The organism is Faecalibacterium sp. BIOML-A4 (genome assembly GCF_009679665.1).
Lineage (GTDB): Bacteria > Bacillota > Clostridia > Oscillospirales > Ruminococcaceae > Faecalibacterium > Faecalibacterium taiwanense.
In genome coordinates, this window is the sequence record NZ_WKZG01000028.1 from 1 (window position 1) to 23,772 (window position 23,772).

A 23,772-nucleotide genomic window follows, 5' to 3' on the forward strand; every position below is an offset into this window, starting at 1 on the left:
CCAATCCACAGCACCCTGAAACTATTGTAGCATTCCGCTGGAGAGCGGTCTATAAATACTACTATTTTATTATACGAGGTAACGCCTATGAACAATACGATTCCTTTTCACTCCGCAACTCACGCTCCGCAGATCACGGTGGACGTGAACATCCTGTCCATGCTGAAACAGGCGGCATCCTGCCTGACCGAAATGGCAAGCGAGAATGTCTACCTTGCCGCCATCGGCCCGAACATGGAACTGACCATTATTGTGGAGGAGGATGCTCCTTCCGTTCTGCCCTGTTTCGATGAGGAGGATGCCCTGATTTCCGTGAAAGGTGCGCCGCTGTTTATCAGTCACAATCCGGCGCAGGTCCTCAAGCTGGCAGGCAAGCGGTACCTGACAGGTCCGGTCATCTTCTACCGCACCGATGGGCACAGTACCATCGTGTCCCTGACAGTGGAGGACATTTATCGCTTTCAGACCTATCTGGAAAGTCACAGCACCACCCTGATGGCAGATGGGCAGAAGCTGACCTGCATCTGCATCGACTGAGGTGTGCTATGCTGAACTTTTTTATCGGATTCGCATTTTTTGAAGCAGGTGCCATTTTCGGCTTCTTCGTAGCGGCTCTGATGCAGGCGGCACGGAGCAGTGAGATCGGACTGAGCGGAAAGGAGGATTCACATGGAAGAAAACACCTTGTCGGTGCTGAAAATTGCGCCGGGACAGTATCCGCAGCAGGTCGAGATTGACAATAACCTGAAAGCCTTGCAGGAGGCGGTGGGCGGCACGATTGCTGCTGTTTACCCCTTTGCAGACCCGGTGGCTATCATCTGCAATGACGATGGTAAGCTCATGGGTCTGCCCTTGAACCGTGCCCTGCGGGATGAAAATGGGCAGATGTACGATGCCGTTGCCGGAGACTTTCTGGTGGTGGGTCTGGGCGAGGAGGATTTTGCATCCCTGACCCCGGATATGACACAGAAGTACGAGCAGCTTTTCCATCAACCGGAAGCCTTTCTGAAACTGGGCAACCGTCTGCTGGTGCTGCCGGTGCCTGATGAACCTCCGGCAGAAAAGCCCCGCACCAAGCCCCCGGCAGAGCATGACCGCTAAAAGTACCCTGCTGCATGGGAGGTGATGGCAGTGCAGGAAGAAATCGAACAGAAATCATTCAACATTATGATCTCCACCACGAAGCTGTCTGCCCGGACTGTCCTGCGGGCAGTTAAAGCGGCGTTTCGGCTGTACCAGTCCAAGGCATCCCAAGGTAAGCAGAGCGTCCGCACCTTGTTGCGGCAGAACCGGGGCGTATCCAGCGTGGAGATCAGCAAGACCGGCATCCGTGGTCTGGAACGTTATGCCAAAAAGTACGGCATCGACTACGCTATCCGCAAGGACAGCTCTGAAGTGCCGCCCCGGTATCTGGTCTTTTTCAAAGCCCCGGATGCAGAAGCCTTTCACTCGGCGTTCAAGGAATATTCGGCATCCCTGCTGAACAAGGACAAACGCCCCTCGGTGCTGGCACGATTGCAGGAACTGGTGCAGGCGGCGGCAGAACTCCCCGGCAAAGTCCGGCACAAGGAACAGGAGCGTGGACTGTGACCACGAAAAAGCTGACAAAGCTGCTGGCTCTGTATTTGCCCTATATTTTGCTGGGACTGGCGGCAACGAACTTCGGTGAAGCGTGGCGGCTTGCGGAGGGCAAGGAACTGGGCGATAAGATTATGTCCATGATGAGTACAATCCCGGTGGCGTTTGCAAATCCTCTGCCCAGCCTGCATCCACTGGATTTGCTGGTGGGCTTGTGCTGCGGCGCAGGGTTACGGCTGGCGGTCTATCTGCGTGGCAAAAACGCCAAGAAGTACCGCCACGGCATGGAGTACGGCTCTGCCCGGTGGGGCGGACCCAAAGATATCGAGCCGTTCATGGCACCAAAGTTCGCCGACAACATCATCCTAACCAAAACGGAACGGCTGATGATGAGCAACCGCCCACCGGACCCCAAGAATGCCCGGAATAAAAACGTGCTGGTGGTGGGCGGTTCCGGCAGCGGCAAGACCCGGTTCTGGCTGAAACCAAATCTTTTACAATGTCATAGTTCATATGTAATTACTGATCCAAAAGGCAGTATCGTGGTCGAGTGCGGCAATGCCCTGTTACAAAAGGGCTACAAGCTAAAGATTTTCAACACCATCAACTTTTCCAAGAGTATGCGCTATAACCCCATGGCGTACATCCACAGTGAAAAGGACATTCTGAAGCTCGTCACCGCACTGATGACCAGCACCAAAGGTGAGGGGCAAGGTGGCGACCCTTTCTGGGACAAGGCTGAACGGCTTTTGCTGGTTTCACTGATCGCGTACCTCCACTACGAAGCCCCTGTCGAGGAGCAAAACTTCGCAACATTGCTGGAAATGCTCAACACCATGCAGGTTTCGGAAGATGATGAAACTTATCAGAATCCAGTTGACCTACTGTTTGAGGATCTGGGTAAGAAGAAGCCAAAATCCTTTGCCGTGCGGCAGTACAAACTTTACAAGCTAGCTGCCGGCAAGACCGCAAAATCCATCCTGATTTCCTGCGGTGCCCGGCTTGCGCCCTTCGATATCCAAGAGCTGCGTGACCTTACCATGTACGATGAGCTGGCGTTGGATACGCTGGGCGATAAGAAAACGGCACTGTTCCTCATCATGTCGGACACGGATTCCACCTTTAACTTCCTCATCAGCATGGTCTACACCCAGCTTTTCAATCTGCTTTGCGATAAAGCAGATGATGTGTACGGCGGCAAGCTGCCCATCCATGTACGCTGTCTGATCGACGAGTGCGCCAACATCGGGCAGATCCCAAACCTTGAAAAATTAGTAGCCACCATCCGCAGCCGTGAGATCTCCGCCTGCCTTGTTTTGCAGGCGAGAAGCCAGTTGAAAGCCATCTACAAGGACAATGCGGACACCATCGTGGGCAACATGGATTCTCAAATTTTTCTGGGCGGCTCCGAACCTACCACCCTGAAAGACCTGTCGGAAATGCTGGGCAAGGAAACGATTGATTCGTTCAACACTTCGGACACACGCGGAAATAGCCCCAGTTATGGCACTTCGTTCCAGAAACTTGGTCACGAATTATTAAGTCGCGATGAGATTGCTGTGCTGGATGGCGGCAAGTGCATCCTGCAACTGCGCGGTGTGCGGCCTTTCCTCTCGGACAAGTATGATCTGACCCAGCACCCCAACTACAAGTTGACCTCGGACTACGACCCCAAAAACACCTTCGATATTGAAAAATATTTGAACCGAAAAGAAAAGATCCACCCCGGTGATGAGTTCATCGTGGTGGACGCTGATTCGCTCCCGTCTGCCTGACCCGGTAGGCGGTTTTATTTTACCCGGTCAGAAAGGTGCACCAGAAAATCAACCTTGCTGCGGCTATGCGGCATAAAATGATAGGATTTCAGGTGTGTACAAATGATCGAAAACGCTTTATAATAAAGGAGAAAAGACTATGGAATTCTTCAACTCTGCTATCGAAGTTCTTCAGACTCTGGTCGTGGCTTTGGGCGCCGGTCTCGGCGTGTGGGGTGCCATCAACCTGCTGGAAGGTTATGGTAACGACAACCCCGGCAGTAATGCTCATGTACGGTAAAGAAGCAAGCAACCGAAAACAATAGATAGACCGCCAGCACTACACTATTCCGAACCAAAGACCAAAAGATAAGCATTTTGAGAAAATCTAAACTTTTGGATTTTCCTACAATGCCGACTACGGCGGAATCCCTCCCACTCCTTATATCTTTCTGTATACATTGAATTTGTATTTAGTAAAATGCAGACAACACCCCGGATCAGCTTTTGGTTGGACAATTCCAACCAAACACCACAGCAAACAGCAGAAACTATTCTGAACGCCAAGAAGCCGGTATGATTGTTAACATATAAGAGGAAGAAAAATTTCTTTTAGGTACTTGCTTTCCTAAAGCTGATGTGATATAATAGTTTAATTCCAGAAAAGGAGTAAAAAATATGCGGCAAGGTATTCTTAAATAAAACTATAATCAAATAGTGGGAACAAAGAATTATGATAGTCCCTTTCACGGGGGCTTGGTTTTTGTACCCAATTTAAGAATACTTTTGCCTTATCAATTTTGACATATCCCAAAAAACAGCAATCACAAATAGGTGTATGCTGTATATGTGTATGTCTGCAAATTATAATCCCCAGTGGTAAAAGTATTTTACTGCTGGGGATTTTTATGCCCTTCGGGGCAGTAAAGGGAGGACAATCACATGAAAATAATCAATATTGGAATTCTTGCCCATGTAGACGCTGGAAAGACGACCTTGACGGAGAGCCTGCTATATGCCAGCGGAGCCATTTCAGAACCGGGGAGCGTCGAAAAAGGGACAACGAGGACGGACACCATGTTTTTGGAGCGGCAGCGTGGGATTACCATTCAAGCGGCAGTCACTTCCTTCCAGTGGCACAGATGTAAAGTCAACATTGTGGATACGCCCGGCCACATGGATTTTTTGGCGGAGGTGTACCGCTCTTTGGCTGTTTTAGATGGGGCCATCTTGGTGATCTCCGCTAAAGATGGCGTGCAGGCCCAGACCCGTATTCTGTTCCATGCCCTGCGGAAAATGAACATTCCCACCGTTATCTTTATCAACAAGATCGACCAGGCTGGCGTTGATTTGCAGAGCGTGGTTCAGTCTGTTCGGGATAAGCTCTCCGCCGATATTATCATCAAGCAGACGGTGTCGCTGTCCCCGGAAATAGTCCTGGAGGAAAATACCGACATAGAAGCATGGGATGCGGTCATCGAAAATAACGATGAATTATTGGAAAAGTATATCGCAGGAGAACCAATCAGCCGGGAAAAACTTGTGCGGGAGGAACAGCGGCGGGTTCAAGACGCCTCCCTGTTCCCGGTCTATTATGGCAGCGCCAAAAAGGGCCTTGGCATTCAACCGTTGATGGATGCGGTGACAGGGCTGTTCCAACCGATTGGGGAACAGGGGGGCGCCGCCCTATGCGGCAGCGTTTTCAAGGTTGAGTACACCGATTGCGGCCAGCGGCGTGTCTATCTACGGTTATACAGCGGAACGCTGCGCCTGCGGGATACGGTGGCCCTGGCCGGGAGAGAAAAGCTGAAAATCACAGAGATGCGTATTCCATCCAAAGGGGAAATTGTTCGGACAGACACCGCTTATCAGGGTGAAATTGTTATCCTTCCCAGCGACAGCGTGAGGTTAAACGATGTATTAGGGGACCAAACCCGGCTCCCTCGTAAAAGGTGGCGCGAGGACCCCCTCCCCATGCTGCGGACGACGATTGCGCCGAAAACGGCAGCGCAAAGAGAACGGCTGCTGGACGCTCTTACGCAACTTGCGGATACTGACCCGCTTTTGCGTTGCGAAGTGGATTCCATCACCCATGAGATCATTCTTTCTTTTTTGGGCCGGGTGCAGTTGGAGGTTGTTTCCGCTTTGCTGTCGGAAAAATACAAGCTTGAAACAGTGGTAAAGGAACCCTCCGTCATTTATATGGAGCGGCCGCTCAAAGCAGCCAGCCACACCATCCATATCGAGGTGCCGCCCAACCCGTTTTGGGCATCCATAGGACTGTCTGTTACACCACTCTCGCTTGGCTCCGGTGTACAATACGAGAGCCGGGTTTCGCTGGGATACTTGAACCAGAGTTTTCAAAACGCTGTCAGGGATGGTATCCGTTACGGGCTGGAGCAGGGCTTGTTCGGCTGGAACGTAACGGACTGTAAGATTTGCTTTGAATACGGGCTTTATTACAGTCCGGTCAGCACGCCGGCGGACTTCCGCTCATTGGCCCCGATTGTATTGGAACAGGCATTGAAGGAATCGGGGACGCAGCTGCTGGAACCTTATCTCTCCTTCATCCTCTATGCGCCCCAGGAATACCTTTCCAGGGCTTATCATGATGCACCGAAATACTGTGCCACCATCGAAACGGCCCAGGTAAAAAAGGATGAAGTTGTCTTTACTGGCGAGATTCCCGCCCGCTGTATACAGGCATACCGTACTGATCTGGCCTTTTACACCAACGGGCGGAGCGTATGCCTTACAGAGCTGAAAGGATATCAGGCCGCTGTCGGTCAGCCGGTCATCCAGCCCCGCCGTCCAAACAGCCGCCTGGACAAGGTGCGCCATATGTTTCAGAAGGTAATGTAAAGATACATAATCGTCAAGACGGCAACAATCAGAAGTTATGGAGGGTAACAATGGAATATAGTAAGGAAGATTTAATGGAAGCAAAAAAGCAAATTTGGGGAGTGGGAGAGAACATGGGAACAGAGGAAAGTAAAAAAATCTGGGAGGAGAACGCACAATTTTGGGATAATGCAATGGGTGACGAATCTAATGAATTTCACAGAGAGGTAGTGCGTCCCAAAGTAACGGAACTTCTATCTCCTAATCCTGCGGATTACATTTTGGATATTGCGTGTGGCAATGGAAATTATTCTTCGTATCTTGCACAAAGAGGCGCTTCGGTTGTCGCTTTTGATTACAGCAAAAAAATGATAGAATTGGCTAAAAGACGGCAATCACAATATGCAAAACAAATTGAATTTTGTGTGGCGGATGCGACCGATAGAAAAAGTATATTAGAATTAAAAAGAAATCGAGCCTTTACGAAAGCAGTTTCTAATATGGCAATTATGGATATTACGGATATTGAACCACTTCTTATGGCTGTTTATGAACTGTTGCAGGAAAGCGGAATTTTTGTCTTTGCAACGCAACACCCTTGTTTTGTCACGTTGACTGAAAAATATATGACACCGCACAGTTACTATGATATAGCGATTGAAGGGCAACCGAAAGAGCAGATTTATTATCATCGTTCCATACAAGATATTTTTAACCTTTGTTTTAGAGCTGGATTTGTCATTGATGGATTTTATGAAGAATGTTTTAAAACCAACAAAGAAATTCCTATGGTAATGATAGTAAGGCTTAAGAAGGTAAAACGTGATAGCTTAAAATAAATTCAAGTTTGTCGGGTAAATAGCAAACCCAGCCGAGCCAGTCAACGGTCAAGATGAACGGCGCATATGCGCAGCCGTTGACAGCCCCGCCCGCCTTTGCTGGTAGGCAATCAAGGGGCGACAGCAAGAAGTGCCACCGCCCCGCACTATTATTCAGAAAGGGGAATTTCCATGACCGACCAGATAGCCTATCAAGAATATATCCAGCGCAGGTACAACGCCTTTTGCAAGACTGTTATCCGCTGTGCCGCCTTGGACAAGATTTTGAAGCTTAAACGGCAATGGGAACGGCAAGTTTCCCTTGACTATCTGATGAACGAGAAGTTTGTCCAGTTTGCCGCGTCGGAGCCGGACGAGGAATACCCATTTACCGTCTGCGGTCAGACCGTCCTGCTCTGCAACGCCGCCCTTGCCGACGCGATCTCTGTTTTGCCGGAGCAGACGCGGGAAGAAATCCTGCGCTATTACTTTCTGCGCCAGCCGCAGCGCGTGATCGGCGCGTGTATTGGCCGGTCACGCAGCACAGCGGGGCGGCATATCCAGCTTGCCTTGCAGCGGCTACGCGAAGAAATGGGGGTGAGCCGGTATGAGTAGACTTCTCCCCTATGAAACAATCCTCAAAGCCCGTGAGGGCGACCCAGAAGCCGTGAACGCTGTCCTGCTCCACTACGCCGGATATATCCGCTATTTCTCAAAAGTGAACGGGCAGGTCAACGCCGAGGTGGAGGACTATGTAAAGCAGCGGTTAATTGACTGTCAATTCAAGTTCCGGCTTGACGAACCACCGGACAAGTCATAAAAACTGAATACCAGCCGCCACCGACGCGGCCAGCGAAAGCAGTAAGTCTTGAAAAAGATTTACTGCTTTTTTTGTTGTCCGGCTCCGCTCCCGGCCATTTTGCCCCCTGCCGGTTGTAGTAGTAAGCGAGGAGGGAATTTTTCTGCCCTGGTGTTTGGCATTTGGAGCATTTACCCGTAGTAGAGGGCAAAGAGAAAGGATTTCTCCAACACCGGGTAGAAACCACTGCGTCCGGTGTCATTTTAGCGAAAGCGGGCAGGAATGCCCTTTACAGGATTAGTAGTAGCAGAAAAAGAGAAACAAACTTTTGTGGTTGCAGTTTTCCAAAAAAGTGGCGGACGGAAGTGAGAGAAAGTTTGCAGTCACGGAGAGCAAGTTTCTACCACGGTGCCAAAATCCGCAATTCTGCGGTTTTGCCCCTCGCGGGAAACTTGTTGGGGAGTGCCTTCCCCAAACCCTGCTATGCGGCTTACGCCGTAAAAATATTTCCGCAACGGCTACCCCAAAATTTTTAATGTGACCCCTGTTTTTTGCCCCCAAAATGTCCGTTGTAAAGTGAAGGGAGGTTTACAGACCATGCGAAAGAAATACAACACACCCCACCGCAGCCGCGTTGTGAAAACCCGGCTGTCCGAAGATGAATACGCCGACTTCACAGCGCGGCTTGCGCCCTATGGTATCAGCCAGTCGGAATTTCTCCGGCAGGCGATACGGCGCACCACCATACGCCCCGTTATCCATGTGTCGGCGGTCAATGACGAACTGCTCTCCGCTGTCGGGAAGCTGGCCGCCGAGTACGGCAGGATCGGCGGCAACCTCAATCAGATTGCCCGGTATCTGAATGAGTACGGCGCACCCTACAATGCCCTTTCCGGCGAGGTGCGCGCCGCCATAGCCGACCTTGCCGCCCTCAAGTATGAAGTCCTGGGGAAAGTAGGTGACGCGGTTGGCAACACTCAAGCATATCAACTCTAAAAACGCCGACTACGGAGCCGCCGAACAATACCTGCTTTTTGAGCATGACGAGTTCACCATGAAGCCCGTCCTTGATGAAACCGGCAGGCTTATCCCCCGCGAGGACTACCGGCTGTCCACGCTGAACTGCGGCGGGGAGGATTTTGCCGTTGCGTGTATGCGGGCAAATCTCCGCTATGGGAAGAACCAGCGGCGGGAAGATGTGAAAAGCCACCACTATATCATCAGCTTTGACCCACGGGACGGGCCGGACAACGGTTTGACCGTAGACCGGGCGCAGACATTGGGCGAGAGGTTTTGCGCCGAGCATTTCCCCGGCCACCAAGCCCTTGTATGCACCCACCCGGACGGGCATAACCACAGCGGCAATATCCATGTGCATATCGTTATTAACAGCCTGCGGATTGAGGAAGTGCCGTTCCTGCCCTATATGGACAGGCCAGCCGATACAAAGGCCGGTTGCAAGCACCGCTGTACCGACGCGGCCTTGCGATACTTCAAATCAGAAGTCATGGAGATGTGCCACCGGGAGGGGCTTTACCAAATCGACCTCTTGAACGGCAGCAAGAACCGCGTGACCGACCGGGAGTATTGGGCGCAGAAAAAGGGACAGGCCGCGCTGGACAAGCAGAACGCCCCCATGATTGCAGGCGGTATCACGCCCCGGCAGACCAAGTTTGAAACGAACAAGGAGAAGTTGCGGCAGACCATACGCGCTGCGCTGTCTGCGGCGACCTCATTTGAGGACTTTTCCTCTCTGCTGCTGCGGGAGGGCGTGACCGTCAAGGAGAGCCGGGGGCGGCTGTCCTACCTCACGCCGGACAGGACGAAGCCCATTACCGCCCGAAAGCTGGGCGACGACTTTGACCGCGCCGCCGTCCTTGCCGTTTTGGAGCAGAACGCCGCCAGAGCCACCGAAAAGGCCGCAGCCATATCCGAATACCCCCGGCATGGGAAAACCGGCATACAGCCCGCCCCGAAACAGGACGGTGTGCAGCGGCTTGTGGACATTGAGCAGAAAATGGCCGAGGGCAAAGGCCGGGGCTATGAACGCTGGGCGACCATGCACAACCTCAAACAAATGGCCGCAACGCTGAATGTGTATCAGGAATACGGCTTTACTTCCCCGGAGCAGTTAGAAGCTGCCGTTGATATCGCCTATCAGGAAATGCGCCAGACCAGCGGCAAACTGAAAACGCTGGAAACCAAGCTACAAGGGAAAAAGGAGTTGCAGCGACAGGTACTTGCCTACGCCAAGACCAAGCCCGCCCGCGACGGGCTGAAAGCGCAAAAATCCGAGAAAGCCCGCGCCGCATACCGGCAGGCACATGAAAGCGACTTTATCATAGCCGAAGCCGCCGCCCGGTATTTCAAGGCGCATGGCATTACCAAGCTGCCCGCCCGGAAAGCGTTGCAGGCCGAGATCGAGCAGCTTATCTCCGAGAAAGACGGCCTGTATAACACCTATCACGAACAGAAACAGCGGTTCAAGGAGTTGCAGACCGTCAAGCGGAACATCGACCAAATTTTGCGCCGGGAGGAACCCCACCGCAGAAAGGAGCAGAGCCATGAGCGATAACCTGCCCCGTATGGACTACCGCCAGTACCGGCGGGCGCGGCGGCTGGTACATGAGTGCTGTAACTATGACGGGGGGAATTGCCTGCTGTTAGACGACGGGGAGCCTTGCGTGTGCGTCCAGAGCATTTCCCTTTCCCTCATGTGCCGCTGGTTCCGTGTGGCTGTCCTGCCTCTTGACGGGGAACTGGCCGCAGCCCTTTTGTACCGGGGGAGCCGGAAACGGTGTGCGGTCTGCGGCGCGGCATTTGTCCCCAAATCCAACCGGGGGAAATACTGCCCCGACTGCGCCGGACGCATGAAGAAAATCAAAGCCGCCGAGAGAAAGCGGAAACAAAGGCAGAGATGTCACGCTTTAGAGCCTTTCAAACCCGCATAAATCAAGGCTTTTTTCGTGGGTGTCAAAGGGTGCGCGATACATTTATCCTTTTCCCCCGGAAACGGCGTTCTAAATGCGTACAAACGCCCCAAATCCACCCAAAGGAGGAACCATGTCAGATAACCGAAAATACTACTACCTCAAGCTGAAAGAGAATTACTTTGACGAGGACGCTATCGTGCTGCTGGAAAGTATGCAGGACGGTATCCTCTATTCCAACATTCTCTTGAAACTGTACTTGAAATCGCTGAAAAACGGCGGGAAGTTGCAGCTTGATGAAAATATCCCCTACACCGCGCAGATGATTGCCACCATTACCCGCCAGCAAGTCGGCACCGTAGAACGAGCCTTGCAGATTTTTATGAAGCTGGGGCTTGTGGAGCCGTTACAGAACGGCGCGCTGTATATGAGCAACATTGAACTGCTTATCGGCCAATCCTCTACCGAGGGGGAGCGGAAACGGCGGGCAAGGCTGGCTTTGCAGGAGCAGAAAGCCTTGCCAAAGGCCGGGGCGGACAAATGTCCACCATATCAAGCGGACATTTGTCCACCAGAGATAGAGATAGAGAAAGAGATAGAGATAGAAAAAGAGAGAGAGCGAGAGTTAGATACGGGACAGCCCGCCCGCGCCGCCTATGGCCGGTATGAAAATGTCTTTCTTTCGCAATCAGAACTGGACGGGCTGAAAGCAGACCTGCCCGACAAATGGAACTACTACATTGACCGGCTATCCTGCCATATCGCGTCCAGCGGCAAGCGATACCGCAGCCATGCCGCCACAATCTACAAATGGGCGCAGGAGGACGCAGCCAAGAAAGCCCCGAAAAAGGGCATACCAGACTACTCATGCAAGGAGGGCGAGAGTTTATGAAGAACGAAATCAACGCTGTTTTGGAGAATATGACGACTGCCACCCCGGAGCCGGAGGACTACACCGGCGAGGACGGTTTACTGTACTGCGGCAAGTGCCGCAAGCCGAAAGAAGCCTATTTTGCGCCGGATAAGGCCGCTATCTTTGGCCGTGACCGCCACCCGGCAGAGTGCGACTGCCAGAGAGCCGCCCGTGAGGAACGGGAGGCCGCCGAGAAGCGGCGCAGGCACCTTGACACCGTGGAGGAACTGAAACGCCGGGGCTTTACCGACCCCACCATGCGGGACTGGACTTTTGAGAACGACAACGGCAGGAACCCGCAGACCGGGATTGCCCGCCGGTATGTGGAGCATTGGGAGGATATGCGAACCGACAATATCGGCTGCCTGTTCTGGGGCGGCGTGGGAACCGGGAAAAGCTACCTTGCGGGCTGTATCGCAAACGCCCTCATGGAGAAAGAAATCCCCGTCCACATGACGAACTTTGCCCTTATCCTCAATGACCTTGCCGCCAGCTTTGAGGGGCGCAACGAGTACATTTCCCGCCTTTGCCGCTATCCGCTGCTTATCCTTGACGATTTCGGCATGGAGCGCGGAACGGAATACGGGCTGGAGCAGGTTTTCCATGTGATTGACAGCCGTTACCGCAGCGGCAAGCCGCTGATCGTCACGACCAACCTCACGCTGGACGGCCTGCACAACCCGGAGGACACCGCCCATTCCCGGATTTATGACCGGCTGCTTTCCATGTGCGTCCCGGTACGTTTTACCGGCGAGAATTTCCGGCAGGAAACCGCGCAGCGGAAAATGGAGAGCATGAAGAAACTGATTACCGACTGAAAGGAGTATTGCCTATGGCAGATAACAAGCAGCCCGACACCCGCACCGCCCGCCGCCCCGACTGCGTGACGGAAATCCGCATGGGCAATTCCGTCCTTGTCGTGTCCGGCTATTTCAAGAAAGACACGACCACCACCGCCGCCGACAAAATGGCGCGGGTACTGGAAGCGGAAGCCGCTGCTACACAAAAACCGGCGATTTGACAAGCTGTAAAGAAGCAGATTTGACACTTTTGCCGCTATACAACCAGCCCTATTCCGTGGTACAATGAAACCACGGAATAGTGGGGCTGGCTGTCGGAAACGGAGGATTTTATGTTAAGACAAGCCACCCAAAACCTCATTACCGCCCTTTATCCGAGATTGTCCCATGAGGACGAATTGCAAGGTGAGAGTAATTCCATATCGAATCAAAAAAGGATACTCGAAGCCTTTGCAAAACAGAATGGCTTTACCAACCTGCGCTGGTACACCGACGACGGCTATTCCGGCGCGAACTTTCAAAGGCCCGGTTTTCAAGCCATGCTTGCAGACATTGAAGCTGGGAAAGTGGGTACAGTTATCGTCAAGGACATGAGCCGGTTAGGGCGAAACTACTTGCAGGTAGGGTTTTACACGGAAATGCTGTTCCCTCAAAAGGGCGTGCGTTTTATCGCTGTCAACGACAATGTGGACAGCGCAAACGGCGGCATGGACAACGATTTTACCCCTCTGCGAAATCTGTTCAACGAATGGCTGGTGAGAGATACGAGCAAGAAAATCAAGGCAGTTAAGAGAGCAAAAGGCATGAGCGGCAAGCCCGTTACCAGCAAGCCGGTGTACGGCTACCTCATGGACGAGGACGAGAATTATATCGTTGACGAGGAAACCGCGCCGGTAGTCCGGCAGATATACCAGCTTTGCCTTGCCGGGAACGGCCCGACCAAGATTGCCCGTATGCTTACGGAGCAGCAAATCCCCACGCCGGGGACGCTGGAATACCGCAGGACGGGCAGCACCCGCCGCTACCACCCCGGCTATGAGTGCAAATGGGCGACAAATACCGTTGTCCACCTGTTGGAAAACCGGGAGTACACCGGCTGTCTGGTAAACTTCAAGACGGAGAAGCCCTCTTACAAGACCAAGCACAGCGTAGAGAACCCCATCGAGAAGCAGGCCATTTTTGAGAACCACCATGAGCCTATCATAGACCGGGAAACATGGGAGCGCGTGCAGGAGTTACGCAAGCAGCGCAAACGCCCGAACCGCTATGATGAAGTGGGGCTGTTCTCCGGTATGCTGTTCTGCGCCGACTGCGGCCATGTGATGTACCAGCAGCGGTATCAGAACAAGAACCGCAAGCAGGACTGTTACATCTGCGGCAGCTACAAGAAGCGCACCCGCGACTGTACGGCGCACTTTATCCGCACCGACCTGTTGACCGCCGGTGTCCTCTCCAATCTCCGGCAGGTGACGGAATATGCCGCCAAGCATGAGAGCCGCTTTGTAAAGCTGCTTATCCAGCAGAACGAGATCGGCGGCAAGAGAAAGACCGCCGCAGTCACGAAGCAGCTTGAACAGGCGCAGGAGCGCATTTCCGAAGTGAGCCGCATTATCAAGCGGCTGTATGAGGACAATGTGAACGGCAAAATCAGCGACGAGCGTTTCATGGAACTGTCGGCAGACTATGAGCAGGAGCAGCGGGAACTGAAAGACCGCGCCGCCACTTTGCAGGCCGAACTGGACAAGTCGCAGGCCGCCACCGTCAACGCGGAAAAGTTTATGGGTATCGTCCGAAAGCACCTTGCCTTTGAGGAATTGACCCCCACCCTCTTGCGGGAAATGATTGAGAAAATCGTCGTGCATGAGTGCAGCTATGACGAGAACGGCACCCGCAGGCAGGACATTGAGATTTATTACAGCTTTGTCGGCAAGATTGACTTGCCCGAAGCCTAACGCCCGACCTATCCGACACAATGCGCAAGTGCCGGATAGGAACGGCAAAATTTTTTACACTTCTATTACTTCTTTATCGCACATAAGCAAAGAGTCAGGGCATGAAGCAGCTCATGGCTGGCGGCGGTGTCGCTCTGGTGGGCATCACCCTGATTCCCCTGCTGAGCGGTCTGTTCGGTTAAGAACAGTGGGCGGCGATTGCCGCCCGGTACATATTATAATAAGGAAAGCCATAGTAACGATCTCACATACAGAAGGTGAAGCAGATGAGCGAGATTTTATTGTATCATGGCAGTAAAGAAGAAGTTGTCTATCCCGAAATCCGCATCACACGGTATACAAAGGATTTTTCTTGGGGGTTCTACTGCACGAACAACTATCAGCAAGCCTACCGCTGGGCAGACCGCCGTTCTGCCGATGGCCTTGTGAACGTCTATCGCTATGTAGAAAATCCCGACCTGAAGATCCTGCGTTTCCCTGAAATGTCGGACGAATGGCTGGATTTCATTGCAAAATGTCGTGCAGGCGAAACCCATCCCTACGATATTGTGGAGGGACCCATGGCAGACGACACCATTTGGGATTACGTCAACGGATTTACGTCCGGGCAGATCAGCCGTGAAGCATTTTGGGCATTGGCGAAATTCAAGCATCCAACACACCAGATCAGCTTTCACACCGTAAACGCTTTGCACTGCCTGACCTTTGAGAGGAGTGAACCCATCCATGACCGAAAAGCAGAAAAATGATGTTCTCTATGTTTGTAGCCTGATTGAGACCATTGCCCGCAAGACCAAAAATCATCGGCAGGATGTGATCCATCACTTTACAAAAGCCGACATCGAACGGCAGCTCCGGCTGGCAGAAGTAAACCATTGCCTGTCCTTTGAGCAGGTTTCAGATGAGTTGATTGACGATTTCAACATCCCGGAGGGGGATTTTGATACCGCCGCAGAGTGCCGCTATACGGTTCCTTCTGCAACCTCCATCGGAATGCTGTATCAGGGGCTGGTGCTGTCCACCATGAAGAATGAGGATGCAGCACAGGCAATTCTGGATGTTTTTTCGTCGTTTATCACGGATGAGATCTCTGATTTCAATTCCAATGTATACTACACTAATCCTGATTATCTCCGCTGCTCCTATCTGGAGGGCAAGATGCTTGCTTGAAAAAGGATTATTATAATGGCAAAAAATCAACATAATGCAGGGCTTCATTATAGACCTCTCAATCAACTTGGATTATCAAACTTCAATGATCATATAGAAAATCCCATTGATAGTCGTTTTAAGTTTAATCCTCCCCCTCTAAAATGTGGTAAGCTTTTTGGACTTCGCAAAGTTGATCGTCAAAAAGAAGAGCTTCAGAAACATTGCCCATGGCATCCGCTTCTAAAAATGAAGGCATTCACATTAGAGATTGACGGAGAAGCTGAATACATTTGGTATTGTAAAGAATGCGATTGTTATTACATGAACCCCTTTTGGCGAAATGGAGAAAAACGCATCCTTGATGTTTATCACAAGGTTCCTGTTCGTCGACTTATAAAAACAGCTACATAACTTTTTATTATGATTTGCCGATTGCCGAAAAGCAGTCGGCATTTTTTGTTTTCAGCGGCTTCTGCGGCGATTATTCCATACGGTGGCTTGAGCAGCAAAGGATAGCCCTCTGCGGTTTGCAGGTTTATTGAATGTCCGTACTCCAAGCCGTGTTTTTTATCCACCCATCAACGAAAGGAAGCACCCATCAACGAAAGGAAGTGTTTTTTATGCAGTTTTTGACCCACCTTATTTTTCTGCTCAACCTGCTCAAGACCCTTATCAACCACTTCAGCTAAGGACGGTGACTGGATGGAAACCGTTCTCAAAGCCATTGCCGACTGGATCAAAGGCATCCTGACGGCAGGCATTCTGTCAAACCTTTCCGGGCTGTTCGATGATGTAAACACGCAGGTGGGAAACATCGCACAGCAGGTTGGCACCAAGCCATCGGCCTTCGAGCCGAGAGTGTTCGCCATGATTGAAGCCCTTTCCCGGAACGTAGTGCTGCCCATTGCAGGCATCATCCTGACCTTTATCGCCTGTTACGAACTGATTGAGATGATCACCCAGCACAACAACATGGCACAGTTTGAGCCTGCGCTCATCATGCGCTGGATCTTCAAAACGACGGTGTCCGTCTGGTTTATCTCCAACACCTTCGATATTGTGATGGCGGTGTTCGACGTCACCCAGAAGGTGGTGTCCGATTCCAGTGGCATCATTGCCGGAAACACCCGTGTCAACGACATTGGCTTGTCCATGCTGCAATCCAGCCTGATGCAGATGGATGTAGGCCCACTGTTCGGGCTGTTTTTGCAGTCCTTCTTCATCGGCATCACCATGCGGATCTTGAGCATCATCATTTTTGTCATCGTGTATGGGCGCATGATTGAGATCTACTGCATGGTGAGCCTTGCGCCCATCCCCATGGCAACATGGGGCAACCACGAGCAGTCGCACATGGGGCAGAACTACCTGAAATGCCTGTTTGCGCTGGGTTTTCAGGGCTTTCTCATCCTCATCTGCGTGGCAATTTATGCCGTGCTGATCCAGAGCGTGGCGATTTCCGGGGATGCCATCAACTCCATTTGGAGCATCGTGGGCTATACTGTTCTGCTCTGTTTCAGCCTGTTCAAGACCAGCTCGGTCACGAAAAGTGTGCTGGGCGCGCATTAAAGGAGGCGCTTTATTGGCTGCGTATATTTCCGTTCCCCGTGACCTGACGAAAGTGAAATCGAAGGTCGCATTCAATCTGACGAAACGGCAACTGCTTTGTTTCGGCACAGCGGCTCTCATTGGAGTGCCGCTGTTTTTTGTTCTCCGGGATTCCGGCGGCAACACTGCCGCCACCCTCGGCATGATGGCGGTGATGCTGCCGGCGTTCTTCCTTGGGATGTACGAGAAAAACGGTCAGCCCATGGAAAAGCTGCTGTCGCACTATGTTCAGGCGCGATTCTTGCGCCCGAAGATTCGCCCCTACAAGACCAACAACTACTATGCGATTTTGATGAAAGGGAGGCATGACCCATGATCCCGTTTTGGAAAAAGACCGATAAGGGCGGCAAGAAAAAGCCGCCGAAGTCTGCTGTTCCCCGGACCGCCCAGCAGTCCATCCCCATGCAGCGGATGTTTGAGGATGGCACCTGTCGGGTGAAGCCCAACTACTACACTCGGACGATTCAGTATCAGGACATCAACTATCAGCTTGCCCAGCAGGAGGACAAGACCGCCATTTTTGAAGAATGGTGTTCTTTCCTCAACTTTTTCGACAGTTCCATCAAGTTTGAACTGTCCTTCGTGAACATGGCAACCGACAGCACCGAGTTTGAAAAGAGCATCCGCATTCCGTTCCAGAAGGACGGTTTCGATGATGTTCGTGCGGAGTATTCCCAGATGCTGCGCCAGCAGCTTGCCAAGGGCAATAATGGTCTGACCAAGACCAAATTTATCACCTTTGGTGTGGAGGGCGAAAGCATGGCGCAGGTCAAGCCCCGGCTAGACCACATCCAAAACGATTTGCTCAACAACTTCCACCGGCTGGGGGTGCAGGCAAAGCCCCTGAACGGTGCCCAGCGGCTGAAGCTCATGCACGATATGTTCAACATGGACGGTGCATCCAAGTTTCACTTTGACTGGAAGGACCTTGTAAAAAGCGGCCTTTCGGTGAAGGATGCCATTGCGCCCACCGCCTTTGCCTTCAAAAACTCCCGGACGTTCCAGATGGGCGGCATCTATTGCGCCGCCAGCTTCCTGAATATCACGGCTTCTGACCTGAGTGACCAGTTGCTGAAGGACTTTCTGGACATGGATTCGTCCCAGATCGTCACCATGCACATTCAGAGTGTCGATCAGAATCGTGCTATCAAGACGGTCAAGCGCACCATCACCGAACTGGATCGCAGCAAGATCGAGGAACAGAAGAAGGCAATCCGTGCCGGATATGATATTGACATCATTCCGTCCGATTTGGCGACCTACGGCAGAGATGCAAAAGCCCTGCTGAAGGAATTGCAGAGCCAGAACGAGCGGATGTTCCTTGTCACATTTCTGGTGCTGAACACCGGGCGCACGGAACAGGAGCTGGAAAACAATGTTTTTCAGGCATCCAGTATTGCCCAGAAGCACAACTGCAACCTGTGCCGACTGGACTACCAACAGGAACAGGGGCTGATGAGCAGCCTGCCGCTGGCAGACTGTCAGATTGAGATTCAGCGAGGGCTGACCACCAGCAGCACTGCCATCTTTATCCCCTTTACCACACAGGAACTGTATCAGTCCGGCAAAGAAAGCCTGTATTACGGTCTGAACGCCTTGTCCAACAACCTTATCATGGTGGACCGGAAGAAGCTGAAGAACCCCAACGGCCTGATCCTCGGCACTCCGGGAAGCGGCAAAAGTTTCTCGGCAAAGCGTGAAATTGCCAATGCGTTTCTGGTGACGGACGATGATATTATCATCAACGACCCCGAAGGCGAATACTCGCCGCTGGTGAATCGTTTGAAGGGTCAGGTCATCAAAATTTCGCCCAACAGTACCCAGTTCATCAATCCCATGGACATCAATGCCAACTACTCCGAGGAAGATAACCCGCTTTCCCTGAAAGCTGACTTTATCCTTTCTCTCTGCGAACTGGTGGTTGGCGGCAAAGAAGGGCTGCTGCCGGTGGAGAAAACCGTCATCGACCGTTGTGTGCATCTGATCTACCGCAAATATTTTGCGAACCCCTGCCCGGAGAATATGCCCATCCTTGAGGACTTGTACAACGCCCTGCTTCTGTTGGATAGTTCTCGGAGGTGACTTTTCTGACGTTGTTACTCAATGGCATCCAATGGGCCGATAAAGCGGTAGAAAATCTGGATTTTCTGGACGTATTCGCCATCGACCTTTTCCGCTTTGGATACCAGAATCTTGTCGATCAGCTGGTGCAGAATCTTATAGTTCAGTTCGGTGATGCCAGCATACTTGCTGACTTCATCAATAAAATCCTGAATCTTATCCATCTGATCGTGTTCAGCACGACCTTCCTGTTCGTACTGCTCGATTTTTTCGGTCAGTTCAGCCTGTTCCTTGTCATAGCGATCTGCAAGCATTTGAAAACGTTTCTCCGGGAGAAGCCCCTTTGACACATCCTCATAAAGTTTTGCGTACAAATCTTCGATTTCTGCGATTCTTGCTTTACACTGTTTCAATTCCCGCTTGTGCTGCGCCCGGTCAGAAGATACCCGAAGGTGCATCTGGTCTGCAATTTTTCGCACAAGGGCGTCTCGGTTGCCCACAGCGGCCTTTGCGTGTGCCTGAATGTCAGCAAGGACAGCTTCATGCAAAACACGGGCTTCCAAGTTGTGAGAGGCGCAGGCTTTCGCACCATACTTCCGATAAGTGCTGCAACAATAAAATGTCTGATCCAAAATGTTATTGCGTTTGCGGCGGGCTTCAACTTTGACCAACATTGTTCTGCCACAATCTGCGCAGCGAACGATTCCTTTGAAGATGTTGTCGTATTCGGTCTTATCGCACATAAAACTACCGGAACGGCTATAAAGGATTCGCTGCACATTCTCCCAACGGTCTTGTGGGATGATTGCTTCATGCGTGTTCGGAACAATAGCACGTTCTTCAAAAGGGATATAACGTCGCTTCTTGGATTTCATGGACACAGTAGGTTTTGCTTCATAGATGATGTGTCCGGCGTAGACCGGGCTGTGCAGAATTTGACTGACATAGGCAGAATCCCAATCATACATCTTTTCATCATCGACAAAGCGACCAAACATCTCTTTTTTGTAGTAGCACGGCTTCAGGATTTTCTCATCGTGAAGCCGTTTGGCGATACGGTGAAGCCCAAGTCCTTCCTCCGCCAATGAATAGAGATACTCAACAACAGGGGCGGTATTCGGGTCGATCACAAGGTGGTTGTGGTCGGCAGGGTCTTTCTGATAGCCAAACGGTGCGCCGCTGGAGATATACTTCCCACTTTTCTTGCGTGTCCGAAGAGCACTCTTGATTTTACGGGAAGTATCCTTGGCATACATTTCATTGATGATGTTTCTGAACGGAGCAATATCCATCTGGGATTGCTCGTTGGAATCGTAACCATCGTTGATTGCAATATAGCGGACACCGTGTTCCGGAAAAAAGATTTCCATATACGTTCCGGTTTCGATGTGGTTGCGTCCAAGTCTGGATTGGTCTTTGGTAATGACGGTCGCTACCTTTCCATCCCGGATATCATCCAGCAGTTCTTGAAAGGCAGGACGGTCAGAGTTCGTTCCACTGTAACCATCATCGACATAGTACTGGCAATTTCCGAAACCGTTGCGTGTGGCATACTCCATAAGCATCGCCTTTTGTGTGCGGATGCTCAGGCTTTCATGGGCTGACCCGTCATCTTTTGACAGGCGGCAGTATAAAGCGGTTACTTTTTTGTCCTTTTCCATGTGTACCTCCATAATGGAAAAGAGACCTCATCAATCACATTGTATCGAAACCTGTGCGATGATGCAAGCTCTTTTCCGCAGTAAAACGTCCAATTAGCCAGCTGCAAGATACGATTCGGCAGTTTTCCGAATTTCTTCCTCTGCAAGCCGTTGAAAAAGCGTGTTCATCGGCACATTGCCAATATAGTGGCGTTCTACGATCAGACGCACGGACTTCGGACTTCTCGGCGCACGGCTGCGTTCAGCAGACTTCTTCTCGGATTTTTCTTTGTTCAAGGGCAAACCTCCTGTTCATGTGCTGCAAGTGCGGAAAGGAATGGACTCCAATCGTCTTTCTCCTCTTGTTTTACCCCCGCTGATTGGGCGGAAGGTTCCGTTGAGGAAGCGGATGTAACGAGAGCCGGCATCTCCTCCAGCTCCCCATCGCAGGCGGGCTTGAACAAACTCGTCTGCGTTAATATGATATAGGTCTCCCATATTCGCCCTCGGCTCCCTAGGAGTGGGGAATCGTCCGGCAGCGGATTTTTACCGCATCATTGGCATTTCAGCCACCCCGTCTTCGTCATGACCGGGCTGCGAGTTACAGAAGTACCTTTTGTGACGTACCGGACGATTGAACTATTCTGTTGTCAAAGAACGTATGGAAAATCTGCGGAAGTTGGGTTTCCAAAAAATCAGCTTCTATATACGAGCCATCGAGAGGAGCTAAAAGACACCCTCGCTTTTAAGAATTCACAAAAAGTTCATAAGTAGTCTTAGCCGTGAGTTTTCTGAAACCGGGACGTTGCATACGCCGGAAATAAAAAAAGATCGCTCAATAGGTAGCCGACGAGAACAGCGGTTTCGTAGCATCCGAAGCAGGATTGTAATCAAATTGTTGCATTTAGAAATGCTCACCTTGAAATTCTTCTCTCACTTGGTAGGCATCGAGAAAGACCTTTAGACACCCATAATTTTGAGAATTAACAAAAAAGTCACATTTGGATTGTTTTACAATGTAAAAAAATCTATGTATTCCTGCCACAGACTGCAATGACACATCAGTGGCAGAAATATGATTTAGAGCGATTCTTCGCGGTTCATGGCGGTAATCGCTTTGTGTTTTGATTTTTCTTGCTGAAGCTGCTCCAACTGCTTCAGCACAGATTCTTTCTCTGGGGTCTTGCCGCCCGGTGCGGAAAGCTGCTGCTTATTCAGCACAAGGTCGATATACTTGCGCACATTTTTCAGTGCGGTCAGGTCAGGCTGCAAAGTTTCCAGCTGGCTGCGCAGCTCTGCGCTGCCCGATTGCAGCGCAGAAAATTCGGCATCCAATGCCGAAAAATCCACGGTCGTGCCGCCGTTCAGCTTCATCAGAGTGCGGACAGCTTTATTGAAAGCGTCCAGTTCTTCTTTGTGCTGGGCTGCATAGGCATCCTTTGTCAGCTTGAAGTTCTTCTTTAGAAAGGTATCGTGGATGGGCTTCAGCTTGGCATGGATGGCAGCAGCGTCCTTGATCTGGGCGATTGCCCGCATCCGGTTCTCGTTCTGCTTCAACTGCTTACGCAACGGGGCGGCGGTCTGGCTCAGGTCTTTGATTGCAGCGTTCAAGTCCTCGACCGTGTTCAGCGAGTGGGCTTTCAGATAATCAACAGCCTGCATGACTTCGTTGAGGTCACGGGCAGAACATTTCAGTTGCGCCTTGCTCGACCAATCGCTGCGCTGCTCATTGCGGAGATTGAAATAGTCCACCAGAAGATCGGACAGCGTTGGCTCCTTGGCCTGTTCCAGTGCGTCCAGAAGAATCTGCTTCTTTTCGGTCAGGTCTGCGATCCAGCGTTGCAGACCTCGGATAGTGCTGCGAATGGACTGCATCAGGCTGTTGGCCGCGCGAATATCCCGGTTGAGATTTCCGAGAAAGGTTTCGATTCCTCGCTTTTCCATCTGGTGAGCAGCGGGGCCGAGATGGACGGTCGGAATCTGCTGCACTCCCTGACGCTCGAATGAGCGGAGGTCAACACGTTCCGGTCTGCCAGCGGCTTCAAGATAGTGGTTTGTAACAACTTCCCAACTGTGCCGCCAGACCTCGGCATACTTCTGGTCGTTCCAGTCCACCGTGTTCTCCTTGTGGCATTTCCAGTTGCCGGATGGGAGCTGGATGCGCTCGCTGTTTTCGTCAAGGTCGTAAACCTTGCGGGCTTTCGGCAACCACTTGCCGTGTTCGTCCATTGCCCGGATGGTCAGCAGAATGTGGGCGTGTGGGTTCCCATCGCCTTTGTCATGGATGGCGAAGTCAGCAATCATGCCCTTGGAAACGAACTGCTCTTTGCAAAATTCTTTGAGCATGGGAAGATACTGGTCTTTCGGAACTTCTCTCGGAAGTGCCAGCACGATGCGGCGGGCAAGCTGCGAGTTCCATTGATTTTCAACGGATTCTACTGCGTTCCAGAGCGTTGCCCGGTCTGCATATCCGGGCGGCGCATGGGGCGGCAGCATGATCTCGGAGTGGACGAGTTCTTTCTTCTTGTTGTAGAATTTCGTTTTCTGGTCGTATTCGCTGAACAGCCGTTCGCCGCTCTGGTAGGCTGCGCCAGCAACAGCGGACTGCCCTTGGCTGCGTTTTACGATGGTGATTTTGAAATGCGGACACGAAATAGGCATCACCCCCAAACAAAAAGACCGCCCAGCAAGATAGTTCTTGTTGAACGGTCGGAAATCGTATTCGGTTTTGCTCGCCGCCTTGATGCGGAGTGCTGCGCACTTCGGGGCAAGGCGGGATCCGCAAAAGGATAGCTGCAAGGCAGCGCAAGGAAAATGCAGTTTTCCTTGGGATGGAATCGGGCTGGCGAACAAACGCCAGCTTCGATTTCATCGAGCCGTCTGCAAGACCGCAATTTCACCGGAACGGTGTATAATTGCGCCCTAT

At 51.6% G+C, this 23,772-nt stretch carries 24 protein-coding genes and 3 pseudogenes; 23 read left to right on the forward strand and 4 right to left on the reverse strand.

Annotation, left to right across the window (positions count from 1 at the left end):
• Window positions 1-87 precede the first annotated feature (87 nt).
• From GKG34_RS14935 to GKG34_RS15055, 23 genes and pseudogenes are all read left to right on the forward strand, one after another.
• Complete coding sequence (locus GKG34_RS14935) at window positions 88-537, forward strand: hypothetical protein (RefSeq protein WP_154256741.1); 450 nt, start codon at window positions 88-90, stop codon at window positions 535-537.
• A 126-nt stretch (window positions 538-663) separates the two neighbouring features.
• Window positions 664-1,101 carry a DUF3846 domain-containing protein gene (locus GKG34_RS14940; RefSeq protein WP_347563472.1) on the forward strand — a complete coding sequence of 146 codons (438 nt, stop codon included), beginning with the start codon at window positions 664-666 and terminating at the stop codon, window positions 1,099-1,101.
• Window positions 1,102-1,125: 24 nt separating this feature from the next.
• Window positions 1,126-1,590 carry a PcfB family protein gene (locus tag GKG34_RS14945; protein ID WP_154256746.1) on the forward strand — a complete coding sequence of 155 codons (465 nt, stop codon included), beginning with the start codon at window positions 1,126-1,128 and terminating at the stop codon, window positions 1,588-1,590.
• Entirely contained in the window at window positions 1,587-3,353 is a 1,767-nt protein-coding gene (locus GKG34_RS14950; RefSeq protein WP_347563470.1) for a type IV secretory system conjugative DNA transfer family protein, read from the forward strand. The genes GKG34_RS14945 and GKG34_RS14950 overlap by 4 nt, the downstream gene beginning before the upstream one ends.
• 139 nt (window positions 3,354-3,492) lie before the next feature.
• A pseudogene (locus tag GKG34_RS14955) lies at window positions 3,493-3,621 on the forward strand (Maff2 family protein); the annotation flags it as partial.
• A gap of 653 nt (window positions 3,622-4,274) precedes the next feature.
• Window positions 4,275-6,194: a tetracycline resistance ribosomal protection protein Tet(W) gene (gene tet(W) / locus GKG34_RS14965; RefSeq protein ID WP_154256748.1), complete on the forward strand. Its 1,920-nt coding sequence runs from the start codon at window positions 4,275-4,277 to the stop codon at window positions 6,192-6,194.
• Between the two features lie 50 nt (window positions 6,195-6,244).
• Window positions 6,245-7,012 carry a class I SAM-dependent methyltransferase gene (locus tag GKG34_RS14970; protein ID WP_002586626.1) on the forward strand — a complete coding sequence of 256 codons (768 nt, stop codon included), beginning with the start codon at window positions 6,245-6,247 and terminating at the stop codon, window positions 7,010-7,012.
• 171 nt (window positions 7,013-7,183) lie between these two features.
• Window positions 7,184-7,606, forward strand: a complete 423-nt coding sequence (locus GKG34_RS14975) for a sigma-70 family RNA polymerase sigma factor (protein WP_002586616.1) — start codon at window positions 7,184-7,186, stop codon at window positions 7,604-7,606.
• Window positions 7,599-7,811, forward strand: a complete 213-nt coding sequence (locus tag GKG34_RS14980) for a helix-turn-helix domain-containing protein (RefSeq protein WP_002586615.1) — start codon at window positions 7,599-7,601, stop codon at window positions 7,809-7,811. Before GKG34_RS14975 ends, GKG34_RS14980 begins: the two co-directional genes overlap by 8 nt.
• Window positions 7,812-8,387: 576 nt before the next feature.
• Window positions 8,388-8,786 (forward strand): plasmid mobilization relaxosome protein MobC, encoded by a 399-nt coding sequence (gene mobC / locus GKG34_RS14990; RefSeq protein WP_154256750.1) that lies wholly within the window; start codon window positions 8,388-8,390, stop codon window positions 8,784-8,786.
• On the forward strand, window positions 8,758-10,365 hold the full coding sequence (locus GKG34_RS14995; protein ID WP_154256752.1) for a relaxase/mobilization nuclease domain-containing protein: 1,608 nt from the start codon (window positions 8,758-8,760) through the stop codon (window positions 10,363-10,365). Before mobC ends, GKG34_RS14995 begins: the two co-directional genes overlap by 29 nt.
• The gene (locus tag GKG34_RS15000) at window positions 10,355-10,741 is read left to right on the forward strand and encodes a cysteine-rich VLP domain-containing protein (protein ID WP_154256754.1); all 387 of its coding nucleotides are present in this window, start codon (window positions 10,355-10,357) and stop codon (window positions 10,739-10,741) included. Before GKG34_RS14995 ends, GKG34_RS15000 begins: the two co-directional genes overlap by 11 nt.
• Window positions 10,742-10,853: 112 nt before the next feature.
• Entirely contained in the window at window positions 10,854-11,612 is a 759-nt protein-coding gene (locus tag GKG34_RS15005; RefSeq protein WP_118736596.1) for a phage replisome organizer N-terminal domain-containing protein, read from the forward strand.
• Window positions 11,609-12,451 (forward strand): ATP-binding protein, encoded by an 843-nt coding sequence (locus GKG34_RS15010; protein ID WP_154256756.1) that lies wholly within the window; start codon window positions 11,609-11,611, stop codon window positions 12,449-12,451. The genes GKG34_RS15005 and GKG34_RS15010 overlap by 4 nt, the downstream gene beginning before the upstream one ends.
• A 14-nt stretch (window positions 12,452-12,465) precedes the next feature.
• Entirely contained in the window at window positions 12,466-12,654 is a 189-nt protein-coding gene (locus GKG34_RS15015; protein WP_066522963.1) for a transposon-encoded TnpW family protein, read from the forward strand.
• A gap of 111 nt (window positions 12,655-12,765) precedes the next feature.
• The gene (locus tag GKG34_RS15020; RefSeq protein WP_154256758.1) at window positions 12,766-14,385 is read left to right on the forward strand and encodes a recombinase family protein; all 1,620 of its coding nucleotides are present in this window, start codon (window positions 12,766-12,768) and stop codon (window positions 14,383-14,385) included.
• Between the two features lie 86 nt (window positions 14,386-14,471).
• Window positions 14,472-14,567: pseudogene (locus tag GKG34_RS15975) on the forward strand (Maff2 family protein); the annotation flags it as partial.
• Between the two features lie 84 nt (window positions 14,568-14,651).
• Window positions 14,652-15,134 carry a DUF3990 domain-containing protein gene (locus tag GKG34_RS15030; RefSeq protein ID WP_005943070.1) on the forward strand — a complete coding sequence of 161 codons (483 nt, stop codon included), beginning with the start codon at window positions 14,652-14,654 and terminating at the stop codon, window positions 15,132-15,134.
• On the forward strand, window positions 15,112-15,555 hold the full coding sequence (locus GKG34_RS15035) for a hypothetical protein (protein WP_154256760.1): 444 nt from the start codon (window positions 15,112-15,114) through the stop codon (window positions 15,553-15,555). The genes GKG34_RS15030 and GKG34_RS15035 overlap by 23 nt, the downstream gene beginning before the upstream one ends.
• 15 nt (window positions 15,556-15,570) lie before the next feature.
• Window positions 15,571-15,948, forward strand: a complete 378-nt coding sequence (locus GKG34_RS15040) for a hypothetical protein (protein ID WP_154256762.1) — start codon at window positions 15,571-15,573, stop codon at window positions 15,946-15,948.
• A 291-nt stretch (window positions 15,949-16,239) separates the two neighbouring features.
• Entirely contained in the window at window positions 16,240-17,106 is an 867-nt protein-coding gene (locus GKG34_RS15045) for a VirB6/TrbL-like conjugal transfer protein, CD1112 family (protein WP_154256764.1), read from the forward strand.
• 13 nt (window positions 17,107-17,119) lie between these two features.
• On the forward strand, window positions 17,120-17,461 hold the full coding sequence (locus GKG34_RS15050; RefSeq protein WP_154256766.1) for a PrgI family protein: 342 nt from the start codon (window positions 17,120-17,122) through the stop codon (window positions 17,459-17,461).
• A pseudogene (locus GKG34_RS15055) lies at window positions 17,458-19,203 on the forward strand (DUF87 domain-containing protein); the annotation flags it as partial. The gene GKG34_RS15050 and the pseudogene GKG34_RS15055, both read left to right, overlap by 4 nt.
• A gap of 38 nt (window positions 19,204-19,241) precedes the next feature.
• On the opposite strand, the gene GKG34_RS15060 reads toward GKG34_RS15055, so the two are convergent.
• From GKG34_RS15060 to GKG34_RS15790, 4 genes are all read right to left on the reverse strand, one after another.
• Window positions 19,242-20,867 carry a recombinase family protein gene (locus GKG34_RS15060; RefSeq protein ID WP_223383582.1) on the reverse strand — a complete coding sequence of 542 codons (1,626 nt, stop codon included), beginning with the start codon at window positions 20,865-20,867 and terminating at the stop codon, window positions 19,242-19,244.
• 93 nt (window positions 20,868-20,960) lie between these two features.
• Window positions 20,961-21,143, reverse strand: coding sequence for a hypothetical protein (locus tag GKG34_RS15065; RefSeq protein WP_117527459.1), 183 nt, complete (start codon window positions 21,141-21,143; stop codon window positions 20,961-20,963).
• A 783-nt stretch (window positions 21,144-21,926) separates the two neighbouring features.
• A complete protein-coding gene (gene mobQ / locus GKG34_RS15070) occupies window positions 21,927-23,507 on the reverse strand; it encodes a MobQ family relaxase (protein WP_154256768.1) in 1,581 nt (526 codons plus the stop codon).
• Window positions 23,507-23,772 (reverse strand): hypothetical protein (locus tag GKG34_RS15790; protein ID WP_206671450.1); only part of this gene is annotated, 266 nt, incomplete at its 5' end. The genes GKG34_RS15790 and mobQ, both read right to left, overlap by 1 nt.

Coding starts and splice junctions, on each gene's coding strand:
- GKG34_RS14935 (WP_154256741.1), top strand. CDS start 88: ATGAACAATACGATTCCTTTTCACTCCGCAACTCACGCTCCGCAGATC.
- GKG34_RS14945 (WP_154256746.1), top strand. CDS start 1,126: ATGGCAGTGCAGGAAGAAATCGAACAGAAATCATTCAACATTATGATC.
- GKG34_RS14970 (WP_002586626.1), top strand. CDS start 6,245: ATGGAATATAGTAAGGAAGATTTAATGGAAGCAAAAAAGCAAATTTGG.
- GKG34_RS14975 (WP_002586616.1), top strand. CDS start 7,184: ATGACCGACCAGATAGCCTATCAAGAATATATCCAGCGCAGGTACAAC.
- GKG34_RS14980 (WP_002586615.1), top strand. CDS start 7,599: ATGAGTAGACTTCTCCCCTATGAAACAATCCTCAAAGCCCGTGAGGGC.
- mobC (WP_154256750.1), top strand. CDS start 8,388: ATGCGAAAGAAATACAACACACCCCACCGCAGCCGCGTTGTGAAAACC.
- GKG34_RS15000 (WP_154256754.1), top strand. CDS start 10,355: ATGAGCGATAACCTGCCCCGTATGGACTACCGCCAGTACCGGCGGGCG.
- GKG34_RS15005 (WP_118736596.1), top strand. CDS start 10,854: ATGTCAGATAACCGAAAATACTACTACCTCAAGCTGAAAGAGAATTAC.
- GKG34_RS15010 (WP_154256756.1), top strand. CDS start 11,609: ATGAAGAACGAAATCAACGCTGTTTTGGAGAATATGACGACTGCCACC.
- GKG34_RS15015 (WP_066522963.1), top strand. CDS start 12,466: ATGGCAGATAACAAGCAGCCCGACACCCGCACCGCCCGCCGCCCCGAC.
- GKG34_RS15020 (WP_154256758.1), top strand. CDS start 12,766: ATGTTAAGACAAGCCACCCAAAACCTCATTACCGCCCTTTATCCGAGA.
- GKG34_RS15030 (WP_005943070.1), top strand. CDS start 14,652: ATGAGCGAGATTTTATTGTATCATGGCAGTAAAGAAGAAGTTGTCTAT.
- GKG34_RS15035 (WP_154256760.1), top strand. CDS start 15,112: ATGACCGAAAAGCAGAAAAATGATGTTCTCTATGTTTGTAGCCTGATT.
- GKG34_RS15040 (WP_154256762.1), top strand. CDS start 15,571: ATGGCAAAAAATCAACATAATGCAGGGCTTCATTATAGACCTCTCAAT.
- GKG34_RS15045 (WP_154256764.1), top strand. CDS start 16,240: ATGGAAACCGTTCTCAAAGCCATTGCCGACTGGATCAAAGGCATCCTG.
- GKG34_RS15060 (WP_223383582.1), bottom strand. CDS start 20,867: ATGGAAAAGGACAAAAAAGTAACCGCTTTATACTGCCGCCTGTCAAAA.
- mobQ (WP_154256768.1), bottom strand. CDS start 23,507: ATGCCTATTTCGTGTCCGCATTTCAAAATCACCATCGTAAAACGCAGC.